At 65.0% G+C, this 21,453-nt stretch carries 19 protein-coding genes; 11 read left to right on the top strand and 8 right to left on the bottom strand.

Annotation, left to right across the window (positions count from 1 at the left end; translation table 11 throughout):
* Positions 1-36 precede the first annotated feature (36 nt).
* Both SE91_RS21070 and SE91_RS21065 read left to right on the top strand, forming a co-directional pair.
* Positions 37-831, top strand: coding sequence for an enoyl-CoA hydratase/isomerase family protein (locus SE91_RS21070; RefSeq protein ID WP_061848963.1), 795 nt, complete (start codon positions 37-39; stop codon positions 829-831).
* Positions 832-912: 81 nt separating this feature from the next.
* Positions 913-1,317, top strand: coding sequence for a YccF domain-containing protein (locus tag SE91_RS21065; RefSeq protein WP_061848962.1), 405 nt, complete (start codon positions 913-915; stop codon positions 1,315-1,317).
* Between the two features lie 12 nt (positions 1,318-1,329).
* Here SE91_RS21065 and SE91_RS21060 read toward each other — a convergent pair whose 3' ends face one another.
* The gene (locus tag SE91_RS21060) at positions 1,330-2,526 is read right to left on the bottom strand and encodes an MFS transporter (protein ID WP_197489490.1); all 1,197 of its coding nucleotides are present in this window, start codon (positions 2,524-2,526) and stop codon (positions 1,330-1,332) included.
* A gap of 780 nt (positions 2,527-3,306) precedes the next feature.
* Between SE91_RS21060 and ppc the strand changes: the two genes are divergently transcribed.
* A complete protein-coding gene (ppc, locus tag SE91_RS21050; protein ID WP_061848959.1) occupies positions 3,307-6,099 on the top strand; it encodes a phosphoenolpyruvate carboxylase in 2,793 nt (930 codons plus the stop codon).
* A 68-nt stretch (positions 6,100-6,167) separates the two neighbouring features.
* On the opposite strand, the gene SE91_RS21045 is transcribed toward ppc, so the two are convergent.
* The 4 genes from SE91_RS21045 to SE91_RS21030 all read right to left on the bottom strand — a co-directional run bounded on the left by SE91_RS21045 (position 6,168) and on the right by SE91_RS21030 (position 10,019).
* Positions 6,168-7,280, bottom strand: a complete 1,113-nt coding sequence (locus SE91_RS21045; RefSeq protein WP_061848958.1) for an SMP-30/gluconolactonase/LRE family protein — start codon at positions 7,278-7,280, stop codon at positions 6,168-6,170.
* A gap of 128 nt (positions 7,281-7,408) precedes the next feature.
* Positions 7,409-8,323, bottom strand: coding sequence for an SDR family NAD(P)-dependent oxidoreductase (locus SE91_RS21040; RefSeq protein ID WP_061848957.1), 915 nt, complete (start codon positions 8,321-8,323; stop codon positions 7,409-7,411).
* Positions 8,324-8,462: 139 nt separating this feature from the next.
* On the bottom strand, positions 8,463-9,602 hold the full coding sequence (locus SE91_RS21035; protein ID WP_061848956.1) for a thiolase C-terminal domain-containing protein: 1,140 nt from the start codon (positions 9,600-9,602) through the stop codon (positions 8,463-8,465).
* Positions 9,603-9,605: 3 nt separating this feature from the next.
* Positions 9,606-10,019, bottom strand: a complete 414-nt coding sequence (locus SE91_RS21030; protein ID WP_061851226.1) for a Zn-ribbon domain-containing OB-fold protein — start codon at positions 10,017-10,019, stop codon at positions 9,606-9,608.
* A 177-nt stretch (positions 10,020-10,196) separates the two neighbouring features.
* On the opposite strand from SE91_RS21030, the gene SE91_RS21025 reads away from it, so the two are divergent.
* The 4 genes from SE91_RS21025 (at position 10,197) to alkB (ending at position 13,829) form a co-directional block, all read left to right on the top strand.
* A complete protein-coding gene (locus tag SE91_RS21025; protein ID WP_061848955.1) occupies positions 10,197-11,546 on the top strand; it encodes an amidase in 1,350 nt (449 codons plus the stop codon).
* Positions 11,539-12,228 (top strand): DUF2848 domain-containing protein, encoded by a 690-nt coding sequence (locus SE91_RS21020; protein ID WP_061848954.1) that lies wholly within the window; start codon positions 11,539-11,541, stop codon positions 12,226-12,228. The genes SE91_RS21025 and SE91_RS21020 overlap by 8 nt, the downstream gene beginning before the upstream one ends.
* A gap of 191 nt (positions 12,229-12,419) precedes the next feature.
* Positions 12,420-13,166: a 2OG-Fe(II) oxygenase gene (locus SE91_RS21015; protein WP_061848953.1), complete on the top strand. Its 747-nt coding sequence runs from the start codon at positions 12,420-12,422 to the stop codon at positions 13,164-13,166.
* Between the two features lie 9 nt (positions 13,167-13,175).
* Positions 13,176-13,829: a DNA oxidative demethylase AlkB gene (gene alkB, locus SE91_RS21010; protein WP_061848944.1), complete on the top strand. Its 654-nt coding sequence runs from the start codon at positions 13,176-13,178 to the stop codon at positions 13,827-13,829.
* 125 nt (positions 13,830-13,954) lie between these two features.
* On the opposite strand, the gene SE91_RS21005 is transcribed toward alkB, so the two are convergent.
* From SE91_RS21005 to hpaH, 3 genes are all read right to left on the bottom strand, one after another.
* The gene (locus SE91_RS21005; protein ID WP_061848943.1) at positions 13,955-15,583 is read right to left on the bottom strand and encodes a thiamine pyrophosphate-dependent enzyme; all 1,629 of its coding nucleotides are present in this window, start codon (positions 15,581-15,583) and stop codon (positions 13,955-13,957) included.
* 81 nt (positions 15,584-15,664) lie between these two features.
* The gene (locus SE91_RS21000; protein WP_061848942.1) at positions 15,665-16,063 is read right to left on the bottom strand and encodes a 5-carboxymethyl-2-hydroxymuconate Delta-isomerase; all 399 of its coding nucleotides are present in this window, start codon (positions 16,061-16,063) and stop codon (positions 15,665-15,667) included.
* Positions 16,064-16,108: 45 nt separating this feature from the next.
* Complete coding sequence (gene hpaH / locus SE91_RS20995; RefSeq protein ID WP_061848941.1) at positions 16,109-16,915, bottom strand: 2-oxo-hept-4-ene-1,7-dioate hydratase; 807 nt, start codon at positions 16,913-16,915, stop codon at positions 16,109-16,111.
* Between the two features lie 124 nt (positions 16,916-17,039).
* On the opposite strand from hpaH, the gene hpaR reads away from it, so the two are divergent.
* From hpaR to SE91_RS20975, 4 genes are all read left to right on the top strand, one after another.
* Entirely contained in the window at positions 17,040-17,558 is a 519-nt protein-coding gene (gene hpaR / locus SE91_RS20990) for a homoprotocatechuate degradation operon regulator HpaR (protein ID WP_008549980.1), read from the top strand.
* Positions 17,559-17,674: 116 nt separating this feature from the next.
* Complete coding sequence (locus SE91_RS20985) at positions 17,675-18,760, top strand: malate/lactate/ureidoglycolate dehydrogenase (RefSeq protein ID WP_060735499.1); 1,086 nt, start codon at positions 17,675-17,677, stop codon at positions 18,758-18,760.
* Positions 18,761-18,888: 128 nt separating this feature from the next.
* Positions 18,889-19,665, top strand: coding sequence for an HpcH/HpaI aldolase family protein (locus SE91_RS20980; RefSeq protein ID WP_008549964.1), 777 nt, complete (start codon positions 18,889-18,891; stop codon positions 19,663-19,665).
* Positions 19,666-19,763: 98 nt separating this feature from the next.
* Entirely contained in the window at positions 19,764-21,287 is a 1,524-nt protein-coding gene (locus SE91_RS20975) for a UxaA family hydrolase (RefSeq protein WP_061848940.1), read from the top strand.
* Positions 21,288-21,453 lie beyond the last annotated feature (166 nt).

The following is a 21,453-nucleotide window of genomic DNA, read 5'->3' as shown; positions in this document are numbered from 1 at the left end:
CCACCCTACGAGATAAAGAATGAGGAGACATTCGTTATGACCGACGCCGCGAACGAAGTCCTCTACACAGTCGCCGACCACATCGCGACCATCACGCTGAACGCGCCCGAGCGCATGAACACGATCTCCGGCCCCATGCTGAATGATCTCGCGCGCCTTTTGACCGAGGCCAACGAGGACAGGAACGTCCGCGTCGTGATCCTCACCGGCAAGGGCAGGGCGTTCTGCGCTGGGCTTGACCTGCGCAAGGAGCGCGACGGCAACGGCCTCAGCGCCGCATCCTCGCCGACGACGATCAACCTCCGCAATACGCCGCCGACGGTGCTCCAGGCGATGGACAAGCCGACCATCTGCGCCGTCAACGGCGGCGCGGCCGGCTATGGCATGGACACTGCGCTCGGCTGCGACATCCGCATCATGGCGGAGTCTTCGAAGCTCGCTGCCGCCTTCGTCAAACGTGGTGTGGTGCCGGAATCCGGCGGCACCTGGCTGTTGCCGCGCATGCTCGGCTGGGCCAAGGCCTCCGAACTGATCTTCACCGGCCGAACGCTGAGCGCGCGCGATTGCCTGGAATGGGGCCTCGCCAACGAGGTCGTGCCGGACGCCGAGCTGATGAACCGCGCAACTGCCGTCGCCCGCGAGATCGCCGCCAACGCGCCGCTCGCGGTCCAGGCCTCCAAGCGCATGATGCGAATGGGCCTGAACGAGAACTTCTCAGATCACGTCCACCACGTCTATCTGCAGCTTCTGCCGCTGTTCAAGACTGAGGACATGGCCGAAGGCATGAAGGCCTTCATGGAGAAGCGCGAACCGAAGTTTCAGGGGCGGTAGCCGGTTGTGCCTGGCCGGCCGTCTTAGCAGAGACAGATTTCGTGCCTATATAGGCGGGATCATCGACTTCTGGATCATGCCATGGCTCCCGTTTCCATCCTGCTCAATCTGCTCTGGATCCTCATCGGCGGCGCCTGGATGGCGCTCGGCTGGCTGATCGCTGCGATCATCATGGCCATCACCATCATCGGCCTGCCCTGGGCGCGGGCGGCGTTCAACATCGCCGTCTACACGCTGCTGCCGTTCGGCTCGCGGGCGGTCAGCCGCTATGAGGTCACCGGGTTGAGCGATATCGGCACGGGCCCGCTCGGTGTGATCGGCAACATCATCTGGTTCGTGCTGGCCGGCTGGTGGCTGGCGCTCGGCCACCTCCTGACGGCGCTGGCCCTCGCGATCACGATCATCGGCATTCCCTTTGCCTGGGCGCATCTTAAGCTCGCCGGGATTGCGCTCTGGCCGATCGGCAAGGTGATCGTGCCGGCTTAGGCTCCGCAACGATCAAATCTCTTTCCACCAATGCCATGTCCCCGCCATGGCCAGCAGGCCAAGCGCCCCGGTGAGCGCTGTCGCGTTGTGGGATCCGATGTGGTCGGCGAGCCAGCCCAGCCAGAGGAAGCCGAGCGGACCGATGCCGATGCAGACGGTGAGGACCCCGAGGATGCGCGAGCGCATTTCCGGCGGCGAAGCAAGATAGACCAGCGTGGCCTGCATCGTTCCAAAGCCGGCGCCGCCCAATCCTGTCAGGATCAGCGCTGCACCAGCCAGCGCCGGGCTCTGTGCCAGTGCGAAAATCACCACTGTGAGCATGTAGCAGAGCACGCCACCGACAAAGGCCCGGCCGTACCATTTCGGGGTGAGCCACAGCGCCAGCACCAGAGCGCCTGCGAAAGCGCCGATCCCGTCCATGGTCGCCAGCAGGCCGACGCCCTCCGGGCCCAAATGCAGGCGGTCGCGCCCGATCACCGGAATCATGCTGGTGAACGGCCAGGCAAAGACGTTGTAGATCACGGTCACGATCAGCACGCCGCGAATTCGTTTGTCGCTGCGCGCAAAGACGAGACCCTCGGCGATGCGCGCCAGCACCGGCCGCGTCTCCGCGGCGTGCGCGGCGCGTGCGCGGATCGTCAGGACGATCGCCAGCGCGGCGCAGTACATCAGCGTGCTTAGGAACAGGACGCCCTGGAGCCCCGCTCCGGCGAGCAGGATTCCGCCGACCACCGGACCGATCATGCGACTGGCATTGTTGGCGCCGACGTCGAGCGACATGGCGAGGCTCATCTTCTCGCGGCCGACGGCGTCGCCGATCATCACGCGTCGCACCGGGTTGTCCGTGCACCAGCCGCAGCCGTTGATGAAGCTGGCGAGTGCGAGGTGCCAGATCTCGAGCCACCCGGCCGCGTTCAGCATTGCGAGGACGGCGGAGATGCCGGCCATCAGCAGCACGACGACGAACAGCATCCGGCGGCGGTCCACGCGCTCCGCGAGCGCGCCGAGAAACACGCCGAACAGCCCCATCGGAAGCACAGGGAGCATGGTCATCATGGCGACGAGAAACGCCGAGTCGGTGCGCTGGTAGACGACGACCCCGACCGCGACGGTTTCCACCCAGCGTACGGTGGCGATGATCAGCCCAACCCACCACAATCGCCAGAAGTCCGGTGCATCGATCATCCGCCGGAACGGCGATTTGCTCACTGCCTTGCTTCTCCCGGGCACTCCTTGGCCCGTTGCTTCCACTATCGGAAGCTCGCCGGACGAAACAAGTCTTTTTCGATGAACGGTCGAACCTGGAACCGAACGATTTCGCCTGTGGCCTCTTCGAGAGGCCCGTCCTTCGCGGACCCCAAGATGAGGACTGATGGCGCGGCATTCGCTTCGACAGCATCGCGGGTTGCTCGATGGCGAAACACACAACATGAAGGTCAAGAGCAATAGAGCAAAAATTCTGTTTGACCGAATTCGACGGGGGCAATAGTGCATCGCTCCCCGGGGAGAGCGCGCCATAAGCCGTAAAACCATTGCGCAGGGAAGGCCGGGCGTCCGGCAACACCTGTGGTCAACCCCGCGTGCGTTCTTGTCGCGTGCGGACCTTCGGGTGCCAGCCGGCGCCCGGCCTTCCCTGCGCCCTTTCTTCTCGATGAGGGCGAAACGGACAGCAAAGCTCGGGCGGAACGCGCCGCGAGATCGCGAAGACGTGTGTTTCGGATGAGCTTACAGCTCTCGTGCCCCGGACGCAGCGCAGCGCGCCGCGTCTTCGCGGCGTGGTGCGCTGCTGAGCCGGGGCCCATGTTTCGGCGGTGTGTCCTGCAGCTCGTGGGTCCCGGCTCTGCGCAGCAACGCCAAGAGGCGTTGCAGCGCGTCCGGGACACGGCGACGATGTGCACCGCTCCCAAGTTCATCTTGCACTGCGATAGAAAAATAGCGCACACTTGACAGGCCGGGGAGCCACAGGGAGCTCTGCAAGAGGAGCGAGCCATGTCCCTCCAGACCATACCATCGGATCCCAACGAGCATCGGCCCAACCGCCCCGAGGATGTCCAGGCCACCGAAGCGGAGACGCGGCTGCGCGACGACATCCGCCTGCTCGGGCGCATCCTCGGCGACACCGTGCGCGACCAGGAGGGCGCCGACGTGTTCGACCTGGTCGAGCGCATCCGCCAGACCTCGATCCGCTTCCACCGCGACGAGGACCGGCTTGCCCGCCGCGAGCTCGAGCAGATCCTCGACGGTATGTCGATCTCTGAGACGGTGCGCATCGTCCGCGCCTTCAGCTATTTTTCCCACCTCGCCAACATCGCCGAGGACCAGAACAACATCCGCCAGATGCGCGCCCGCGGCACGGGCAAGAACGCCGGCGTGCTGGCGGAGACGCTTGCCCATGCCAAGGCAGCGGGCATCGGCCCCGATGCGCTGCGCAGCTTCTTTAGGACCGCGCTGGTCAGCCCCGTGTTGACCGCGCATCCGACCGAAGTCCGCCGCAAGAGCACCATGGACCGCGAGATGGAGGTCGCGAGCCTGCTCGACCGCCGCGAGCGCGTGGCGCTGACGGCGGAAGAGGCCGAGGCCAGCGACGAGCAGCTTCGCCGCGAGGTGCTGACGCTGTGGCAGACCAATCTGCTCCGCCGAACCAAGCTCACCGTGCTCGATGAAGTCTCCAATGGCCTGTCGTTCTACGACTACACGTTCCTGCGCGAGGTGCCGCGGCTGGTCAACGCGCTGGAGGACCGGCTGGAGGAGGGCGGCGAGGCGGCCGCCACCGAGCTCGCCTCGTTCCTGCGCATGGGCAGCTGGATCGGCGGCGACCGTGACGGCAATCCCTTCGTCACCGCCGACGTCATGCGCGGCACGCTGCGGCTGCAGTCCAGCCGGGTGATGCAGTTCTATCTCAACGAGCTGCACGTGCTCGGCGCCGAGCTGTCGATCGCAGCCCATCTCGCCGACGTCTCCGAGGAGCTGCGCACGCTGGCGGAGCGCTCGCCGGATACCTCGCCGCACCGGAGCGGCGAGCCCTATCGCCTCGCTGTGTCGGGCATCTATGCGCGCCTCACCGCGACGGCCGAAAAGCTCGAGGTCGAGATCACGCGCCGGCCGGTCGGCAAGGGCAAGCCGTACGAGAGCGTCAGGGAGCTGCAGGCCGATCTCGACGTGCTGCACCGCTCACTGATCTCCAACAACGCCCGCGTCATTGCCCGCGGCCGACTGCGGCTGCTCCGCCGCGCGGTGGACTGCTTCGGCTTCCATCTGGCGCGGCTCGACATCCGCCAGAACTCGGCGGTGCATGAGCGCACCATCGCGGAGCTGATGGACGCCGCTAATCCCGGCATGTCCTATCTCGCGCTCGGAGAAGAAGCCCGCATCTCACTGCTCACCAACGAGCTGCGCTCGACGCGCGCGCTGGTGTCGCCCTTCGTCAAGTACAGCGACGAGACCATGGGCGAGCTGAACGTCTTCCATGCCGCCGCGGAAGCGCATGCGAAGTTCGGCTCGGACGCGATTCCCCAATGCATCATTTCGATGTGCAAGGGAATGTCGGACATGCTCGAGGTCGCCGTGCTGCTGAAGGAAGTCGGCCTCGTTCATCCCTCAGGTCGCAGCGCCATCAACATCGTGCCGCTGTTCGAGACCATCGAGGATTTGCAGGCCTCCAGCGGCATCATGGACCGCATGCTGTCGCTGCACGATTACCGCCGGCTCGTCGACAGCCGCGGCAGCGTGCAGGAGGTCATGCTCGGCTATTCCGATTCGAACAAGGATGGCGGCTTCGTCACCTCGGGCTGGGAGCTCTACAAGGCCGAGATCGGCCTCGTCGACGTGTTCGAGCGCCACGGCGTACGCCTGCGCCTGTTTCACGGCCGCGGCGGCTCGGTCGGTCGCGGCGGCGGCCCGAGCTATGACGCCATCATCGCCCAGCCCGGCGGCGCCGTGAACGGCCAGATCCGCATCACCGAGCAAGGCGAGATCATCTCGTCGAAATATTCCAACGCCGAGGTCGGCCGCAACAATCTGGAAATCCTCGCTGCGGCGACGCTCCAAGCGAGCCTCCTGCATCCGCGCCAGAGCGCGCCGCGCCGCGAATATCTCACCGCGATGGATGAGCTCTCGAACCTCGCCTTTAGGGCTTATCGCGGCCTCGTCTACGAGACCGACGGCTTCGTCGACTACTTCTGGTCGTCGACCGTCATCAACGAGATCGCAACGCTCAACATCGGCAGCCGCCCGGCCTCGCGCAAGAAGACCCGCGCGATCGAGGATCTGCGCGCGATTCCCTGGGTGTTCTCCTGGGCGCAGTGTCGATTGATGTTGCCAGGCTGGTACGGCTTCGGCAGCGCGGTCGAGCAGTGGATCGCCGAGCATCCCGACAAGGGCATGCCATTCCTGAAAGAACTGTACAAGGAATGGCCTTTCTTCCGCATGCTGCTGTCGAATATGGACATGGTGCTGGCGAAAAGCTCGATCGCGATCGCCTCGCGCTATGCCGAGCTCGTGCCGGACGAAGCCCTGCGCGAAAAGATTTTTGGCCGCATCCGCCGCGAATGGCATTCCTGCATCGAGACGCTGCTCGACATCATGGGCCAGGACCGGCTGCTTCAGAGCAACCCGCTGCTGGAGCGCTCCGTGCGCCACCGCTTCCCCTATCTCGATCCGCTCAACCACGTGCAGGTCGAATTGTTGAAAGAGCATCGCGCGCAGAACCCGGACGAGCAGGTGCTGCGCGGGATTCAGTTGACGATCAACGGCATTTCGGCTGGGTTGCGGAATACGGGGTAGGAGCGAATGGCGAATAGGGAGTAGCGAATGGAGTCTACTCGCCATTCGCCACTCACTATTCGCTCATCTCAACAGAAATGCGCGCCCTGCGTCTCCACGTAGACCGCATACAGCGATTGGCTCGCGGTCATGAACAGGCGGTTGCGCTTCTTGCCGCCGAAGCAGACATTGGCGCAGGTCTCCGGCAGCAGGATCTGGCCGATGCGCGCGCCGTCGTTTGGTGCGAACACCTGAACGCCGTCATAGCCGGGACCGACCCAGCCGGCGCCGACCCAGATGTTGCCCTCGGTGTCGACGCGCAAGCCGTCCGGGAAGCCTGACTTGCCGTCGAGCGTCATGTCGATCAGCTTCTTCGGGTTCGACAGCTTGGCACCGTCGATGTCGTAAGACCACACCACGTTTTTCGCTTCAGGATAATGCGTGATGCCGGTGTCGCAGACATAGAGTTTCTTGTAGTCGTGGGAGAAGGCGAGGCCGTTCGGCTTGAACGGCTCGTCCGCGACCTTCGCGACTTGCCCGGTCTGGGTGTCCAGGCGATACACGGCCTCCTTCTGATGCGGCTGGAGCGAGCCGGTCTTGGCGAGCTTGCCTTCATAGATGCTGATCGCGCCATATCCGGGGTCGGTGAACCAGATCGCCTTGTCGTTGGGATGCACGACCATGTCGTTCGGGCCGTTGAGCGGCTTGCCATTGGCCTGCTCGGCGAGCGTCGTCACCGAGCCGTCGTGTTCGTAACGGACGAGGCGCGTGCGTTCGGCGGTGAGCTGGCGTCCTTCGGTGTCGAAGGAGTTGCCGTTGGCCTCGTTCGACGGCTTGTGGAACTGTTCGGAGATGTGGCCGTCATCGTCGAGATAGCGCAGCTGCCGGTTGGCGGGGATGTCGCTCCAGACGAGATATTGTCCCTGCGCGTTCCAGGCCGGCCCCTCCGCCCACAGGCAGCCGGTGTAGAGCCGCTTGATCGCGGTGTTGCCGACCTTGGCCTTGAAGCGCTTGGGGTCAATGACGACGATGTCGGGGTCGGGATAACGCTGCGGCTCGGCATTGGCGCCGAAGTCGCGGGCATTGACCTGTGAGGCCAGGACGGTGGAGGCGGCGAGGGCCGCCGTGCCTTTAAGGAGAGCGCGGCGGCCGAGGCCGCCGGCTATAGAGGTGTCGTCGGGGTTGGTCAGTGTTCTTGTCATGGTTTCCTCCCAAAGTTTCGTTGGGAGGCCACCATCTGTCCGCAATCGGGCATAAAGCGGGGCAATCTCGGGCCGAGACAACCGGAGATCGCAGGGCAGGGATGCCGGAAATGCGGCTGGACGAAATCTTACACGGGATCCCAGGTGAAGATGTCGGCCGAACGGTCGAGCTTGTAGAACGAGCCCTTCAGCGCTGGCATGCCGTGTTCCGCGATCGATTGCGGCGTCCAGCCTTCGTTCCGCTGCACCGAGCGGATCGGCCGGTTCTGGCTGAACAGGAAAATCTCGTTCATGCGCACGCCGAAGATCTGTCCAGTGACGTCCTTGGCCGAATCGCCGAGCAGGTAGCCGCACAGCGGGGCGATCTTCTCGGGTCCCATCTGCTTGATCTTCTCGACGCGCGCCTTCTCGGCATCGGTCTCGGTCGGGATGGTGCCAATCATGCGGGTCCAGGCGAAGGGCGAGACGCAATTGGAGCGGACATTGAAGCGGCCCATGTCGAGAGCGATCGACTTCGACAGCCCGACGATGCCGAGCTTGGCGGCGGCGTAATTGGCCTGGCCAAAATTGCCGATCAGGCCCGAAGTCGAGGTGAAGTGCACGAAGGAGCCCGACTCTTGCTCGCGGAAGATCCGCGCCGCGGCGTGGCTGACATAGAACGAGCCCATCAGGTGCACCTTGATAACGGCCTCGAACGCCTCCACGCTCATCTTGTGAAAGATCATGTCGCGCAAGATGCCGGCATTGTTGACGACGCCGTCGAGCCGGCCGAAATGATCGGTGGCGGTCTTCACGATCTTGCTGGCGGGGATCGCCTCCGCCACCGACTCGAAATTGGCAACCGCCGTGCCGCCGCGCTTCTTGATCTCCTCGACCACCTCCTCGGCGGGTGCCGCGTTCGCGCCGGCGCCGTCGGCGGCCCCGCCGGGATCGTTGACGACAACCTTGGCCCCTTCGCCAGCGCACAGCAACGCGATCTCCCGCCCGATGCCGCGGCCTGCGCCGGTGACGATGATGACCTTGTCTTGCAGTGATTTGCTCATGGTAGCCTCTCTATGTTGTCTCTGCGGCTGCGGCTAACCCAGCTTGTCATGCGCGGGCTTGACCCGCGCATCCATCATCAGAAGAGGATGGATTGCCGGGGCAAGCCCGGCAATGACCGCTAGGTAATTCCGCGCCGCCTTACCTTTCGTTCGTAAACACGATCGTGCCACTCGCCGCGAACATGCCGCCGACGCCATGGCACACCGAAATCTTGGCGTTCGGCACCTGCGCCGGCGCAATCCCGCGCATCTGCCGCACGCTCTCCTGCAGCGCGTACATGCCGTACATGCCGGAGTGCATGTAGCTCAACCCGCCGCCATTGGTGTTGAGCGGCAGCTTGCCACCGGGCCGCGTGTTGCCGTCCGCGATGAACCGGCCCGTCTCCTCATAAGGCATGAAGCCGAGATCGCCGAGGCCGAACAGCGGCAGATGCGCGAAGGCATCATAGATCATGAGATGATCGACGTCCTTGTGCGCGATGCCGGCCTCCTTGAACGCGAGCGGCCCTGCGGTCTTGAACGCGCGCGAGGAATTGAATGTCTCCATCTGGCTGACCATCGGCGTCTCCACGCTCTCGCCGGTGCCCATGATGTAGACGGGCTTGCGCGGAAAATCCCTGGCGCGGTCAGCCGAGGTCAGGATCAGCGCGCCGCCGCCGTCGGTGACGAGGCAGCACTGCAGGAGCCGGAACGGATAGGCGATCATGCGCGAGTTGAGCACGTCCGCGACCGTGATCGGGTCCTTCATCATCGCCCGCGGATTCTTCGCCGCCCATTCCCGCTGCACCACCGCCACCGAAGCCAGCTGCTCGTGCGTGATGCCGTAGGTTTTCATGAAGCGCAGCACGGGAATCGGGAACATGCTCGGCGGACCGTAGACGCCGTAGGGCGCCTCGAACTGGCCGTTGAGGCTGTCGGCTGGCGTCGAGCGCGGCAATTTGCCGATCATCGACTTGCCGCTCTCGGCATGGGTGATCAGCACGGTCTTGCACAGGCCCGCTTCGATCGCTGCAGCTGCGTGGCGGACGTGCAGCATGAAGGAGCAGCCGCCGACCGAGGTGCCGTCGACCCAGGTCGGCTTGATGCCGAGATAGTGGCAGACCTGCTGCGGCGTCTCGACCGCGGTGGCGAAGCCGTCGATATCCGAGAGCTTCAGCCCGGCATCGGCGATGGCATTGAGCGCCGCATCGGCGTGGAGCTGGAGCTGCGAAGCGTTGGCGATAACACCGAGCTCGGTGGTCTCAGCCGCGCCGATGACGGCAACCTGGTTCCTGCGCATGGTCTACCCCTTCGCCGGACGGAAGACGGGGAGGGTGATCTTGTCGTCGAGTTGCTCAAAGGCCACCTCGAGCTTCATGTCGAGCTCGAGTGCCTCCGGCGTCTGCGGGCAGTCGATGATGTTGCTCATCATCCGCGGCCCCTCGGCGAGCTCGACCACCGCGATCGCGTAAGGCGGCGTGAAGCCCGGCGCGGCGGGACGATGGTTGATCACGTAGCTGTAGAGAAAACCCTTGCCGCTCGCCTTGAACACCGAAACCTTGCGCGAGGCGCAGGACGGGCAGAACGGGCGCGGCGGGAAGTAGACATGCGCGCAGGCGTCGCAGCGCTGCAGGCGCAATTCGCCCGCCTTCGTGCCGTCCCAGAAATGCTGGGTCTCCGGCGTCGGTTTCGGTCGCGCGCGCTGCGGTTCGGCCATCTCGGCGGCTCCTCCAAAAAGACAGGCTTTCCGCCCGGCTGTTTCGATCTTGATGCGACAATCGACCATGGCGCGTCAACGGTCCAGCAATGCGCATGCATGCCATCATGCGCACAATGCTTGTGTCCCGCTGAGGCAGCGCTATAGATTGCGCGGCCAATATTCCGTGAGACAGACATGCCCGATTTTCCGACGCTGGCGAAGCTCGCCGAAGACCTCGAAAGCGGCCGCACGACCTCCCGCAAGCTGGTCGAGGCGTGCATCGCCAGGATCGCCGACCCCGCCGGCGAAGGCCAGCGCGCGTTCATACATGTCGACAAGGAGGGCGCGCTCGCGGCGGCGGATGCGATGGACGGCCTTCGCAAAGCCAAGGCAGCGCCCTCGCGCTATGCCGGCATCCCGATCTCGATCAAGGACCTGTTCGACATCAGCGGGCAGGTGACGCGCGCCGGCTCCCGCGCGCTTGACGATTCCTCGCCGGCCGAGCAGGACGCCGTGACGGTGGCGCGCCTGCGCAAGGCCGGCTTCGTCGTGATCGGGCGCACCAACATGACCGAGTTCGCCTATTCCGGCATCGGCATTAATCCGCATTACGGCACGCCGAAGGGCGCCTGGAACCGGGCCGAAGGCCACGTGCCCGGCGGCTCGTCCTCGGGTGCCGCAGTCTCCGTGCTCGACGGCATGGCGCATGGCGCGCTCGGCACCGACACCGGCGGCTCCTGCCGGATTCCGGCCGCCTTCAACGGCATCGTCGGCTACAAGCCGACGCAGAGCCGCGTGCCGCTCGACGGCTCGGTGCCGCTGTCGTTTTCGCTCGACAGCATCGGGCCGCTGGCACGATCGGTCAGCTGCTGTGCCATACTCGACGCGGTGCTCGCGAACGAGCCGATCGTTCCGCTCAGGCCGCGTCCGGTGAAGGGCATGCGGCTCGCGGTGCCCACCACGATCGCGCTCGACGATCTCGATGCGAAGGTCGCCGCGACCTTCGAGCGCGCGCTGAAATCACTCGCCGATCACGGCGCCATCATCGAGCGCGTCGAGATGGCCGAATTCCACGACATTGGGCCGATGAATGCCAAGGGTGGCTTTGCCGCCTCCGAAAGCTATGCCTGGCATCGCTACCTCATCACATCCAAGGGCGACGTCTATGATCCCAGGGTTGCCGTGCGCATCATGCGCGGCGAGGCGCAGAGCGCGGCCGACTATATCGACCTGCTCAACGAACGCCGCTCGCTGATCGCCCGCGTCAACGCGCGGATCGCGTCCTATGACGCGCTGGTGCTGCCGACCACGCCCAACACGCCGCCGAAGATCGCCGACCTCGCCGATGATCAGGCATTCACCCGCGAGAACATCCGCGCTCTTCGCAATTGCAGCCTGATCAATTTGATCGACGGCTGCGCCATCTCGCTGCCCTGTCATCGCGCGGGCGACGTTCCCGTCGGCCTGATGCTGGCGGGGGCGGGCGGATCCGACCGCCGTATCTTCGAGCTTGCTGCCGGCATGGAGGCCGTGATCCGTGTTTGACCTGACCTTCACCGTCGACGCCCAGGACACCACCACGCCGCTGACGCTGGCCATCGACCAGATGGTCATCGCCGGCTGGACCGGCCGCGATCCCGTCGCACGCGACAAGCACATCAAAGAGCTGCAGGAGATGGGCATCGCTCCGCCGGCCTCGACGCCGATCTACTACCGCGCCTCGGCGCGGCGATTGACCCAGGAAGACCGCATCGAATGCACCGGCGGCGATTCCTCGGGCGAGGTCGAGTTCGTGCTGATCGGCTGGCAGGGCCGCATCTTCGTCGGCTGCGGCTCCGATCACACCGACCGCAAGGTCGAGGCCTACAGCGTCACCGTGTCCAAGCAGATGTGCGACAAGCCGATCGCCTCCACCCTGTGGGAGCTCGAGGACGTCATCGGCCATTGGGACAGGATGATCCTGCGCTCCTACGCCACCAGCAAGGGCGAGCGCGCGCTCTACCAGGAGGGCACGCTGGATGCGATGCTGCCGGTCACTGACCTGATCGCGCGCGGCGGCTTCCCCGGCGGAAAGCTGCCCGACGGCTGCGCCATGTTCGGCGGCACCTTCGCCGCCAAGGGCGGCATCCGCCCGGCGGACCGCTTCGATTTCGAGCTTGAAGACCCCGTGCTGAAGCGCACGATCAGGCACGGCTACGACGTGGTGACGCTGCCGGTGAGGGGCTGAGGCCTCTCCGCGTCATTGCGAGGAGCCCTTGCGACAAGCAATCCAGACTGGTTCCGCGAGGGATCCTGGATTGTTTCGCGGAGCCTGTCATCGGGCCGCGCTTCGCGCGGACCCGATGGCTCGCATGAGGAGGACATAATCATCGGAAATCGGGTGGCGGGGTTGAACGCCGGGCTGCAAAAGTGATTGCCATGACAATGATCGCACGCAAATCGCCCCAAACGCCGCTCGCCGACCTCGCCACCCTCGTCGATACCCTCGACTGGCCCCAGATCACGGCCGAGCTCGACTCCCAGGGCTGCGCCGTCCTGAAGGGCCTGCTGACGCGGGACCAGTGCCGCGCCGTTGCCGCACTCTATCCGAACGACACGCACTTCCGCAGCCGCATCGTCATGGGCCGCCATGGCTTTGGCCGTGGCGAATACAAATATTTCAACTATCCGCTGCCTGATCTCATCGCCGAGCTACGCCCAGCGCTCTATGCGCACCTCCAGGGCGTCGCCAACCGCTGGAACGAGGCGATGGGGATCGATATCCGCTATCCCGCGGACCACGCGGCATTCCTGAAGCGCTGCCACGAGGCAGGGCAGGCGCGGCCGACGCCGCTGCTGCTGCAATATGAGGCCGGCGACTACAATTGCCTGCATCAGGACCTCTACGGCGAGCACGTGTTCCCGATCCAGGTCGCGATCCTGCTGTCCGAACCGGGCCGAGACTTCACAGGCGGCGAGTTCGTGCTGACCGAGCAGCGGCCGCGCATGCAGTCGCGCGCCGAGGTGGTGCCGCTGGCGCAGGGCGACGCCGTCGCCTTCGCTGTGCATCATCGCCCGGTGCAGGGGACACGCGGCACCTACCGCGTTAACATGCGCCACGGCGTCAGTCGTATCCGATCGGGCCAGCGCCACACCCTGGGTGTGATCTTTCACGATGCGAAATGAGCGGAGCCATTGACGGCTGATTTGTTCGACAGCGTGGCCGAGGCGCAGCCGTCCCGCGAGAAGATCGCGGACGGCGCCGTGCTGCTGCGCGGCTTCGTTCGGCCGATCGAAAGCGAGTTGATCGAAGCGGTGCGGGCGATTGTCGCGCAATCGCCGTTTCGGCGCATGACCACGCCCGGCGGCTACCAGATGTCGGTGGCCATGACCAATTGCGGCGAGCGCGGCTGGATCACCGACCACACCGGCTATCGCTATGATCCCATCGATCCGCGCACCGGTGCGCCCTGGCCGCCGATGCCGCCGATCCTCCGCGACCTCGCCCGCCGTGCGGCAGAGCAGGGCGGCTTCAAGTCCTTTGCGCCCGATGCCTGCCTCGTCAATCGCTACGAGCCCGGCACGCGGCTGTCGCTGCATCAGGACAAGGACGAGCTCGACTATTCCGCGCCGATCGTGTCGGTCTCGCTGGGCCTGCCCGCGACCTTCCTGTTCGGCGGCCTCGCGCGCAGCGACAAGCCGCGCCGTTTCCGCCTGGTGCATGGTGACGTCGTGGTCTGGGGCGGGCCCAGCCGGCTCGCCTATCACGGCGTCGCATCGCTCGCCGATGGCGAGCATGCGCTGCTGGGACGGAAGCGGATCAATCTGACATTTCGCAGGACGCGCTAGTCCATCTCCTCATCCTGAGGAGCGCGCCCTTGGCGCGCGTCTCGAAGGATAGAGGCCCGGGTGGCTACAGCGGGGACCTTCATGGTTCGAGACGGCGCTGGCGCGCTTCCTCACCATGAGGATCACTACGGCTTCGGCGGGTGAATGAACGCCCACGGGCTGACTTCCGAATCCCTGGTCACCTCGACCGAGATCAGATAGGGCCCGCCATGGCTAAGCGCCTTTTCCAGCGCCGCCTTGAACTGCTCCGGCGCGGTGACGCGCGCGGCGGCCATGCCGAAGGACTCCGCGAGCTTGACGAAATCCGGATTGACGAGATCGGACGCCACCACGCGGCCGTCGAAATGCTGACGCTGATCGCGGCGCACATTGCCGTAGGCATTGTTGTTGAACACCAGCGTCACCACGCCGATGTTGAACTGCACTGCCGTCGACAGCTCCTGCACGCCGAACATGAAGCCACCGTCGCCGGTGATGGCGACCACCGGCTTGTCGGGATTGGCGACCTTGGCGCCGAGCGCGGTGGGAAAACCCGAGCCGAGCGTGCCCTGATAGCCTGACGTGATGAAGGTGCGCGGCTCGTAGACCGGAAAGCCGTACCAGGAGGCGAATCCGACCTGCGACAATTCATCGGTGACGATCGCGTTCGCCGGCAGCACTTCGCGCAGGATGTTGAGATACGCCATCTGCGGCTGGATGCGCTGGATCTCGGCTTGCGCCGACGCCGTAGCCTCGCGGATGTCTCCGCGCCGGCCGCTGCTCTTGGCATAGCCGGCCTTCTTCACGGCCGCGACGAGATCGGCGGTGCCGTCCCTGGCGTCGGCGACGATGGCCGCATCGGAAGCGAGCCGGCGCATCTCGGCCGGATCGATGTCGATCCGAATGGATTTCAGTCCCTGCGGCTGATACGGCCAGCGAAAGCCCGAGGCGGGCAGCTCCGCGCGGGTGCCGATCGCGATCATCAAATCGGTCGTGGGCCAGAGCTTGTAGGCCGCCGCCATGGTGAGCCCTAGCTCATGCGCGTTGGAGACGATGCCGCGGCCGCTGCGGAAGGCGACGACGGGCGCATCGATCATTTCGGCGAGTTCGAGGATCTCCTCGCGCGCTTCGATCGCGCCGCTGCCGACGAAGATCATCGGCGCCCTGCTGGACTTGACCAGTGCGGCCGCCTTCTTGATCAAATCAGGATCAGGCCGCGGCGCGGCAAGCGGTTCCAGCACCTGCGCGGCGGCGGTGTCGGCGCGCTGGGTGAAGACGTCCCAGGGCATCTCGACCGAGGCAGGGCCGCGCCGGCCCGACATCATCTCCTGGAACGCGCGTGCCACCACCGTCGGCGCGTTGCCGGGATATTCGATCCGGTCCGCCCATTTCACATAGGTGCGCAAGGTCGCGAGCTGGTCCGGCATCTCATGCAGATGACCGCGGCCCTTGCCCAAGAATGACGTCGGCACCTGGCCGGTCACGCACAGCACCGGCTCGTTGCAGCCGAAGGCGGTGAGCAGCGCCGCACTGGCATTGAGCACGCCGGGGCCGGGCACCACGCTGAACACGCCGGGCCTGCCGCTGGAGCGCGCATAGCCGAACGCCATGTAGCCGCAAGCCTGCTCGTGCCGCGCGCCGATCACCTTGAGTTGGGCCTGGTGGAAGGCATCGAACAGGCCGTAGACCTGCGCGCCGGGCAGGCCGAACACGGTGTCGACGCCATGGGCGACGAGCCCGCTTACGATCGCTTCGCCGCCGGTGAGGGTGGTCATTGCGCTATCCACTTCTATTGGAGTTCAGGTTCCTCGACAGTGCCGTTCAGCAGAACGCGGAGCCCGCGGCTTTCCGAAACGTCAGCCCGCGGATGCTTGCGCTTTCAGGACGTCGTGGATGTTGTTGCGCTTCCAGCTGGTGTCCTTGTCGTTGATCTGCATGTCGAACGACAGGGCGAACCTGCTGGCGGCGAAGACCGGATCGAGATGCTTTGAGAGCGCCTGGAAGACATGCTCGCCGGCCTTCTGGCGCGTCGGTAGATCGCGGCCTTCGCCGATGCGCAGCACCATGTCGAGAAAGGCGTAGTCCTGACGCGCGTCCGCGATCGCATAGTGCTCGCAGCGGATGGCGCGAACGCGGATGCCGCCGAGCGGGAAGATGCCGGTCTCGACCGCCGCCTTGCGCACGACCTCGCAGACCAAGGCCATGTCGAGACGGCCGTCGAGATTGGCCGAATATTCGATGGTGAAATGCGGCATCGCGGTTTCACTCCCTGTCTTCTCATTCGCCGACCGATTTATTTGTCAGGCGAAGTAGCAGCTCACCGAGCCATAGGCGCCATAATCCGCCTGGATTGTGTCGCCCTTGCGGGTTTCGATCGGACGAATGAAGGAGCCGGCGAGCACGACCTGTCCGGGCTCCAGAGCGAGTCCAAGCGGCGCGATCTTGTTGGCGAGCCAGGCCACCGCGTTCGCGGGATGATTGAGCACGCCGGCGGCAAGGCCCGTCTCCTCGAGCTGGCCATTCCTGAAGCACAGCGCGCCGATCCAGCGCAGGTCGGCATCCAGCGGCCGGATCGGCCGTCCCCCGAGCACGATGCCGGCGTTGGCCGCGTTGTCGGCGATGGTGTCGAAGATCTTTCGCGTGGCCTTGGTCTTGGCGTCGACCCGCTCGATGCGCGTGTCCAAAATCTCCAGCGCCGGCACGACGAAGTCGGTGGCGTTGAGCACGTCGAACGTGGTGCAGTCGGGACCCGACAGGCGCTTGCTCATGACGAAGGCGAGCTCGGCCTCGACACGCGTGGCGATGAAGCGCTCGGTCGGCACCAGCCCGCCATCGGCAAAGAACATGTCGTCGAGCAGCACGCCGGAGTCAGGTTCGTCGATGTCAAGCGCGCTCTGCATCGCCTTCGAGGTCAGGCCGATCTTGTGGCCCTTGACGATGCGCCCCTCCGCGATCTTGACGTCGACCCAGGCCTTCTGAATCGCGTAAGCATCCACGATGGTGATGTCAGGGAAGTCCTGCGAGAGCTGCCGGATCTGCGTGCGGGTCTTCTCCGCCTGGTGCAGACGTCCCGCGCAAGCTTGGATATCGTCGTTGGAAAGCGCCATGTGATCCCAAGGCGTGTGATCTTACAGATCGTGGTGCCCGGAGATACTTAACATGTTAAGTGAATGCGTCAAACACAAATTCGGCTTGCTGCAGTGCAAACGTTTGGCGGCATGAAAGGGCGTCATGGTGAAGAGACCGGCTGATCCTGCGAATGGAGGCGGACCTGTCGCACGGCAGGTGCCGATGCGCGATTTCTCGCGCTCTCTGCCGATGTCGCTGCTGCGGGCGCGCGAGGCGGTAATGCGGCAATTCCGCCCCTCGCTGCGCGAGCACGGCTTGACCGAGCAGCAATGGCGCATTCTGCGCGCGCTCGCTTCCATCGAGGCGGTCGAAGTCACGGAACTCGCGCGCACCGCGTTCCTGCTGGGGCCGAGCCTGTCGCGCATCCTGCGCGACCTCGAGGCGCGCAATCTGATCGAGCGCAAGACGGCGAAGGCGGACCAGCGCCGCAGCATGGTCTCGATCTCGAAAGAGGGCGTGAAGCTGATGGCCTCGGTGGCGCCGACCTCGGAGGCGATCTATGCGGAGATCACGCGACGCTTTGGCGCACGCAAGCTCGCCGAGTTGCAGGAGATGCTTGGCGAGCTCGAACAGAGTCTCGCAGGCCTCGGCGCAAGCGAAGAGGCAAGTGCCGAGGAGTGACACCTGATATGCGCGCCCGTGCGGCCACGGCCATGGACATTCGTGCGCTTTTTCGCTCAACTTGCTGCCAAGCCGATCTCTGAAAAATCGGCGCGAGTGGAGGCACGCAGGCCGTCATGGTCACCATTCAGGTCCAGAAGCTCATCGACTTCGTCACCGAAGTCTTCGCGCATGCGCAATCCTCACCCGAAGAAGCCAGGCGCATCGCCACCTATCTCACCACCGCGAATCTGACCGGCCACGACAGTCACGGCGTGATCCGAGTGCCCGTCTACATCCGCTGGCAGAAGACCGGCTCGGTCGTGCCCAACCAGAACGCGGAGGTGGTGCTCGACACGCCGTCGCTCGCAGTGGTCGACGGCAAGTTCGGCTATGGCCAGACCGTGACGCCACAGGCGGTCCGGATCGGCATCGAGAAGTGCAGGAAAGCGGGCCTCGCCGCGGTCGCATTGCGCAATGCCGGCCATATCGGCCGTGTCGGCGATTGGGCCGAGATGGCCGCGGCCGAAGGTCTCATCTCGATCCATTTCGTCAACGCTGCGGGCTCGCTGCTGGTGGCGCCGTTCGGCGGCGTCGAGAAGCGGCTGTCGACCGCGCCATACTGCGTCGGCATCCCGCGCGAAGGCCAAGACCCGATCGTGCTTGATTTTGCCACTTCGGTCGTCGCCGAGGGCAAGGTGCTGGTCGCAAGCCGCGGCGGCAAGAAGCTGCCGAAGGGCGCGCTGGTCGATTCCGACGGGACCTTGAGCGAGGACCCGGTCGTGCTCTACGGGCCGTTCACCCCTGACGGGCCGCGCGATCACACCAAGGGCACCGGCGCCATCCGCGCCTTCGGCGAGCACAAGGGCTCGGGCCTAGCCTTCATGTGCGAGCTCCTGGGCGGGGCCTTGACCGGAACCGGGGCGACATCGGGCGGGCGACGCTTTGCCAACGGCATGCTGGCGTTCTATGTCGATCCGAAGGTGGTCGACACCTCCAACCTGTTCGACGGCGAAGTCTCGCGCTATGTCGATTTCATCCGCGCCACCAAGCCGATGGCTGGGGTCGATCAGGTGCTGATTCCCGGCGATCCCGAGCGGAAAACCCGCAGCGATCGGACCCGGAACGGCATCCCCTTGCCGGATGACACCTGGGCGGCAATAGTGAACACAGCCCGCGAGGTCGGCATCAGCGAAGTCAGCATCCAGAGCGCGACCGCATAGGTCTTGCGCCATTGCGAGCGTAGCGCGGCGGCCCGGTTCGCGGTAACAGCTGGTCGTGCTGTCGCGGCGCTCGTCATGGTGACGATGGTCAAAATAACACGGTCCAAACAACAAAGAAGGAAGGCAACGTGGCGAACAAGGTCAAGGAAATCTGGAAGTCGGGCAAGGCCGTGGTCAACGCGTGGCTCGCTATACCCTCCGGCTTCTCGGCCGAGATGATCGCGCAATGCGGCTTCGACAGCGTCACCGTCGACATGCAGCACGGCGTGCAGGATTATCTGTCGATGGTCCAGTGCTTCCAGGCCATGGACAAGCATCCGGTCACGCCGATGGTTCGCGTGCCCTGGAACGAGCCCGGCATCATCGGCAAGGTCCTCGACGGCGGCGCCTATGGCGTGATCTGCCCGATGGTCAATACGCCGCAGGAAGCCAGGAACCTGGTCTCCTATTCGAAATATCCGCCGCAGGGCGTGCGCTCCAACGGCCCGATCCGCGCCGGCATGTACGGCACCGCGGGTTCCTACCAGAAGACCGCGAATGCCGACACCATCCTGCTGCCGATGATGGAGACGAAGACGGCAGTCGAGAACATGGAAGCGATCCTCGACGTCGAAGGCATCGACGGCGTCTATATCGGCCCGTCCGACCTCGGCTTCTCCTACGGCCTCGAGCCGAAGCTCGACCGCAGTGAGCCGGAGATCCTCGCGATCTACGAGAAGATCATCAAGGAGTGCGGCAAGCGCGGCCTCAACCCGGGCATCCATTGCAGCGGCGCCGAAGGCGCAGCGCGCGCCATTAACATGGGCTTCAAGCTCGTCACGCTCTCGAACGAGGTCGGCCTGATGACGACCTACGCCAAGATGCAGGTGAATGCGACCCGCAAGGATTCGGGCGGCAAGGCTTAAGCACTTGCGAATGGCGAATGGGGAGTAGCGAATAGTGCTGCTCCCCTTTTTCCATTCGCCACTCACCATTCGCTATTCGCCTCCGAAGGAGATTTGCCATGACCATCAGCCCTGTCATCCGCCTGCATCCCGATGATGGCGTGCTGATCGCGCGGGCGAGCCTGCCGCCGGGCACGGTGGTCGCCGACGGCGTGACCACGGTCGAGCGCATTCCCTCCGGCCACAAGGTCGCGATCAAGCCGATCGCAATGGGCCAGCCGGTCAAGCGCTACGGCCAGATCATCGGCTTTGCGACTCAAGCCATCGCGCCGGGCCAGCACGTGCACACGCAGAATTGCGGCATGGGCGATTTCGCCAAGGACTATGCGTATTGTGCCGACGTCAAGCCGACGCCGAACTTCGACCTGCCGGCGACCTTCGAAGGCATTCGCCGTCCGGACGGCCGCGTCGCCACGCGCAACTATATCGGCATTCTCACTTCGGTGAATTGCAGCGCGCATGTGGCGAGCCTGGTCGCCGACGTCTTCAAGAAGAATCCCTTCACCGGCGACAATCCGCTCGCCGATTTCCCCAACGTCGACGGCGTGGTCGCGCTGACCCACAAGACCGGCTGCGGCATGACGCAGAACGAGCCGCTTGCGCTGCTCCGCCGCACGCTCGGCGGCTACGCGCGGCACGTCAATTTCTCCCACGTCATCGTGCTCGGGCTCGGCTGCGAGGTGAACCAGATCGGCGGCCTGATGGAGGAGCAGAAGCTCGCCGGGCGCCTGCGCGCGATGGACATCCAGGAGGTCGGCGGCACCCGCAAGACTGTCGAGGCGGGCATCGCCTTCGTGCGCGAGGCGCTGGCCGACGCCAACAAGGTCACGCGTGAAAGCGTGCCGGCGAGCGAGCTGACTGTAGCGCTGCAATGCGGCGGCTCGGACGGCTATTCCGGCGTATCCGCCAATCCCGCACTCGGCGCGGCCAGTGACCTCATCGTGCGCCATGGCGGCACCGTGATCCTGTCGGAGACGCCGGAGACCTATGGCGCCGAACATTTGTTGACGCGCCGCGCCGTCAGCCGCGAGGTCGGCGAGAAGCTGGTCGATCTCATGCGCTGGTGGGACGAATACACGACGCGTGAAGGCGCCGAGATGAATGCGAATCCGAGCCCCGGCAACAAGGCCGGCGGCCTCACCACCATTCTCGAGAAATCGCTCGGCGCGATGGCGAAGGCCGGCACCACCAATCTCGTCGAGGTGCTACGCTACGCCGAACCCATCACCAAGAAGGGTTTCGTCTTCATGGACACGCCCGGCTACGATCCCGTGGCCGCAACCGGCCAGGTCGCCGGCGGCGCCAATCTCGTCTGCTTCACAACAGGACGCGGCAGCGTGTTTGGCTGCAAGCCGGCGCCCTCGATCAAGCTCGCCACCAACACGCCGATGTACAAGCGCATGGAAGAGGACATGGACGTCAATTGCGGCACCATCCTCGAAGGCGAGGAGAGCGTGCAGGAGTGCGGCCAGCGCATCTTCGAGCTCATCCTCAAGACCGCATCGGGCCAGCCGACCAAGAGCGAGAGCTTCGATTTCGGCGGCGCCGAGTTCGCGCCCTGGGTGCTGGGCGCGACGATGTGAGGTGGGGCGAATGGCGAATAGGGAGTAGCGAATAGCCTGCTCGAACGTCTATTCGTCATTCGCCACTCACTATTCGCCCGTGCCGTAGGCACGCTCTGCCCGTTGTTAATGCTTGATCGAGGTCACTAGCGGTGTTCTGCTCAAAAATGCTGCTGGAGCACCGCAC

It is taken from the genome of Bradyrhizobium sp. DOA1 (genome assembly GCF_001593325.1).
Lineage (GTDB): Bacteria > Pseudomonadota > Alphaproteobacteria > Rhizobiales > Xanthobacteraceae > Bradyrhizobium.
Note: the sequence above shows the minus strand (reverse complement) of the source record. Positions and strands in the feature narration are given on the sequence as shown.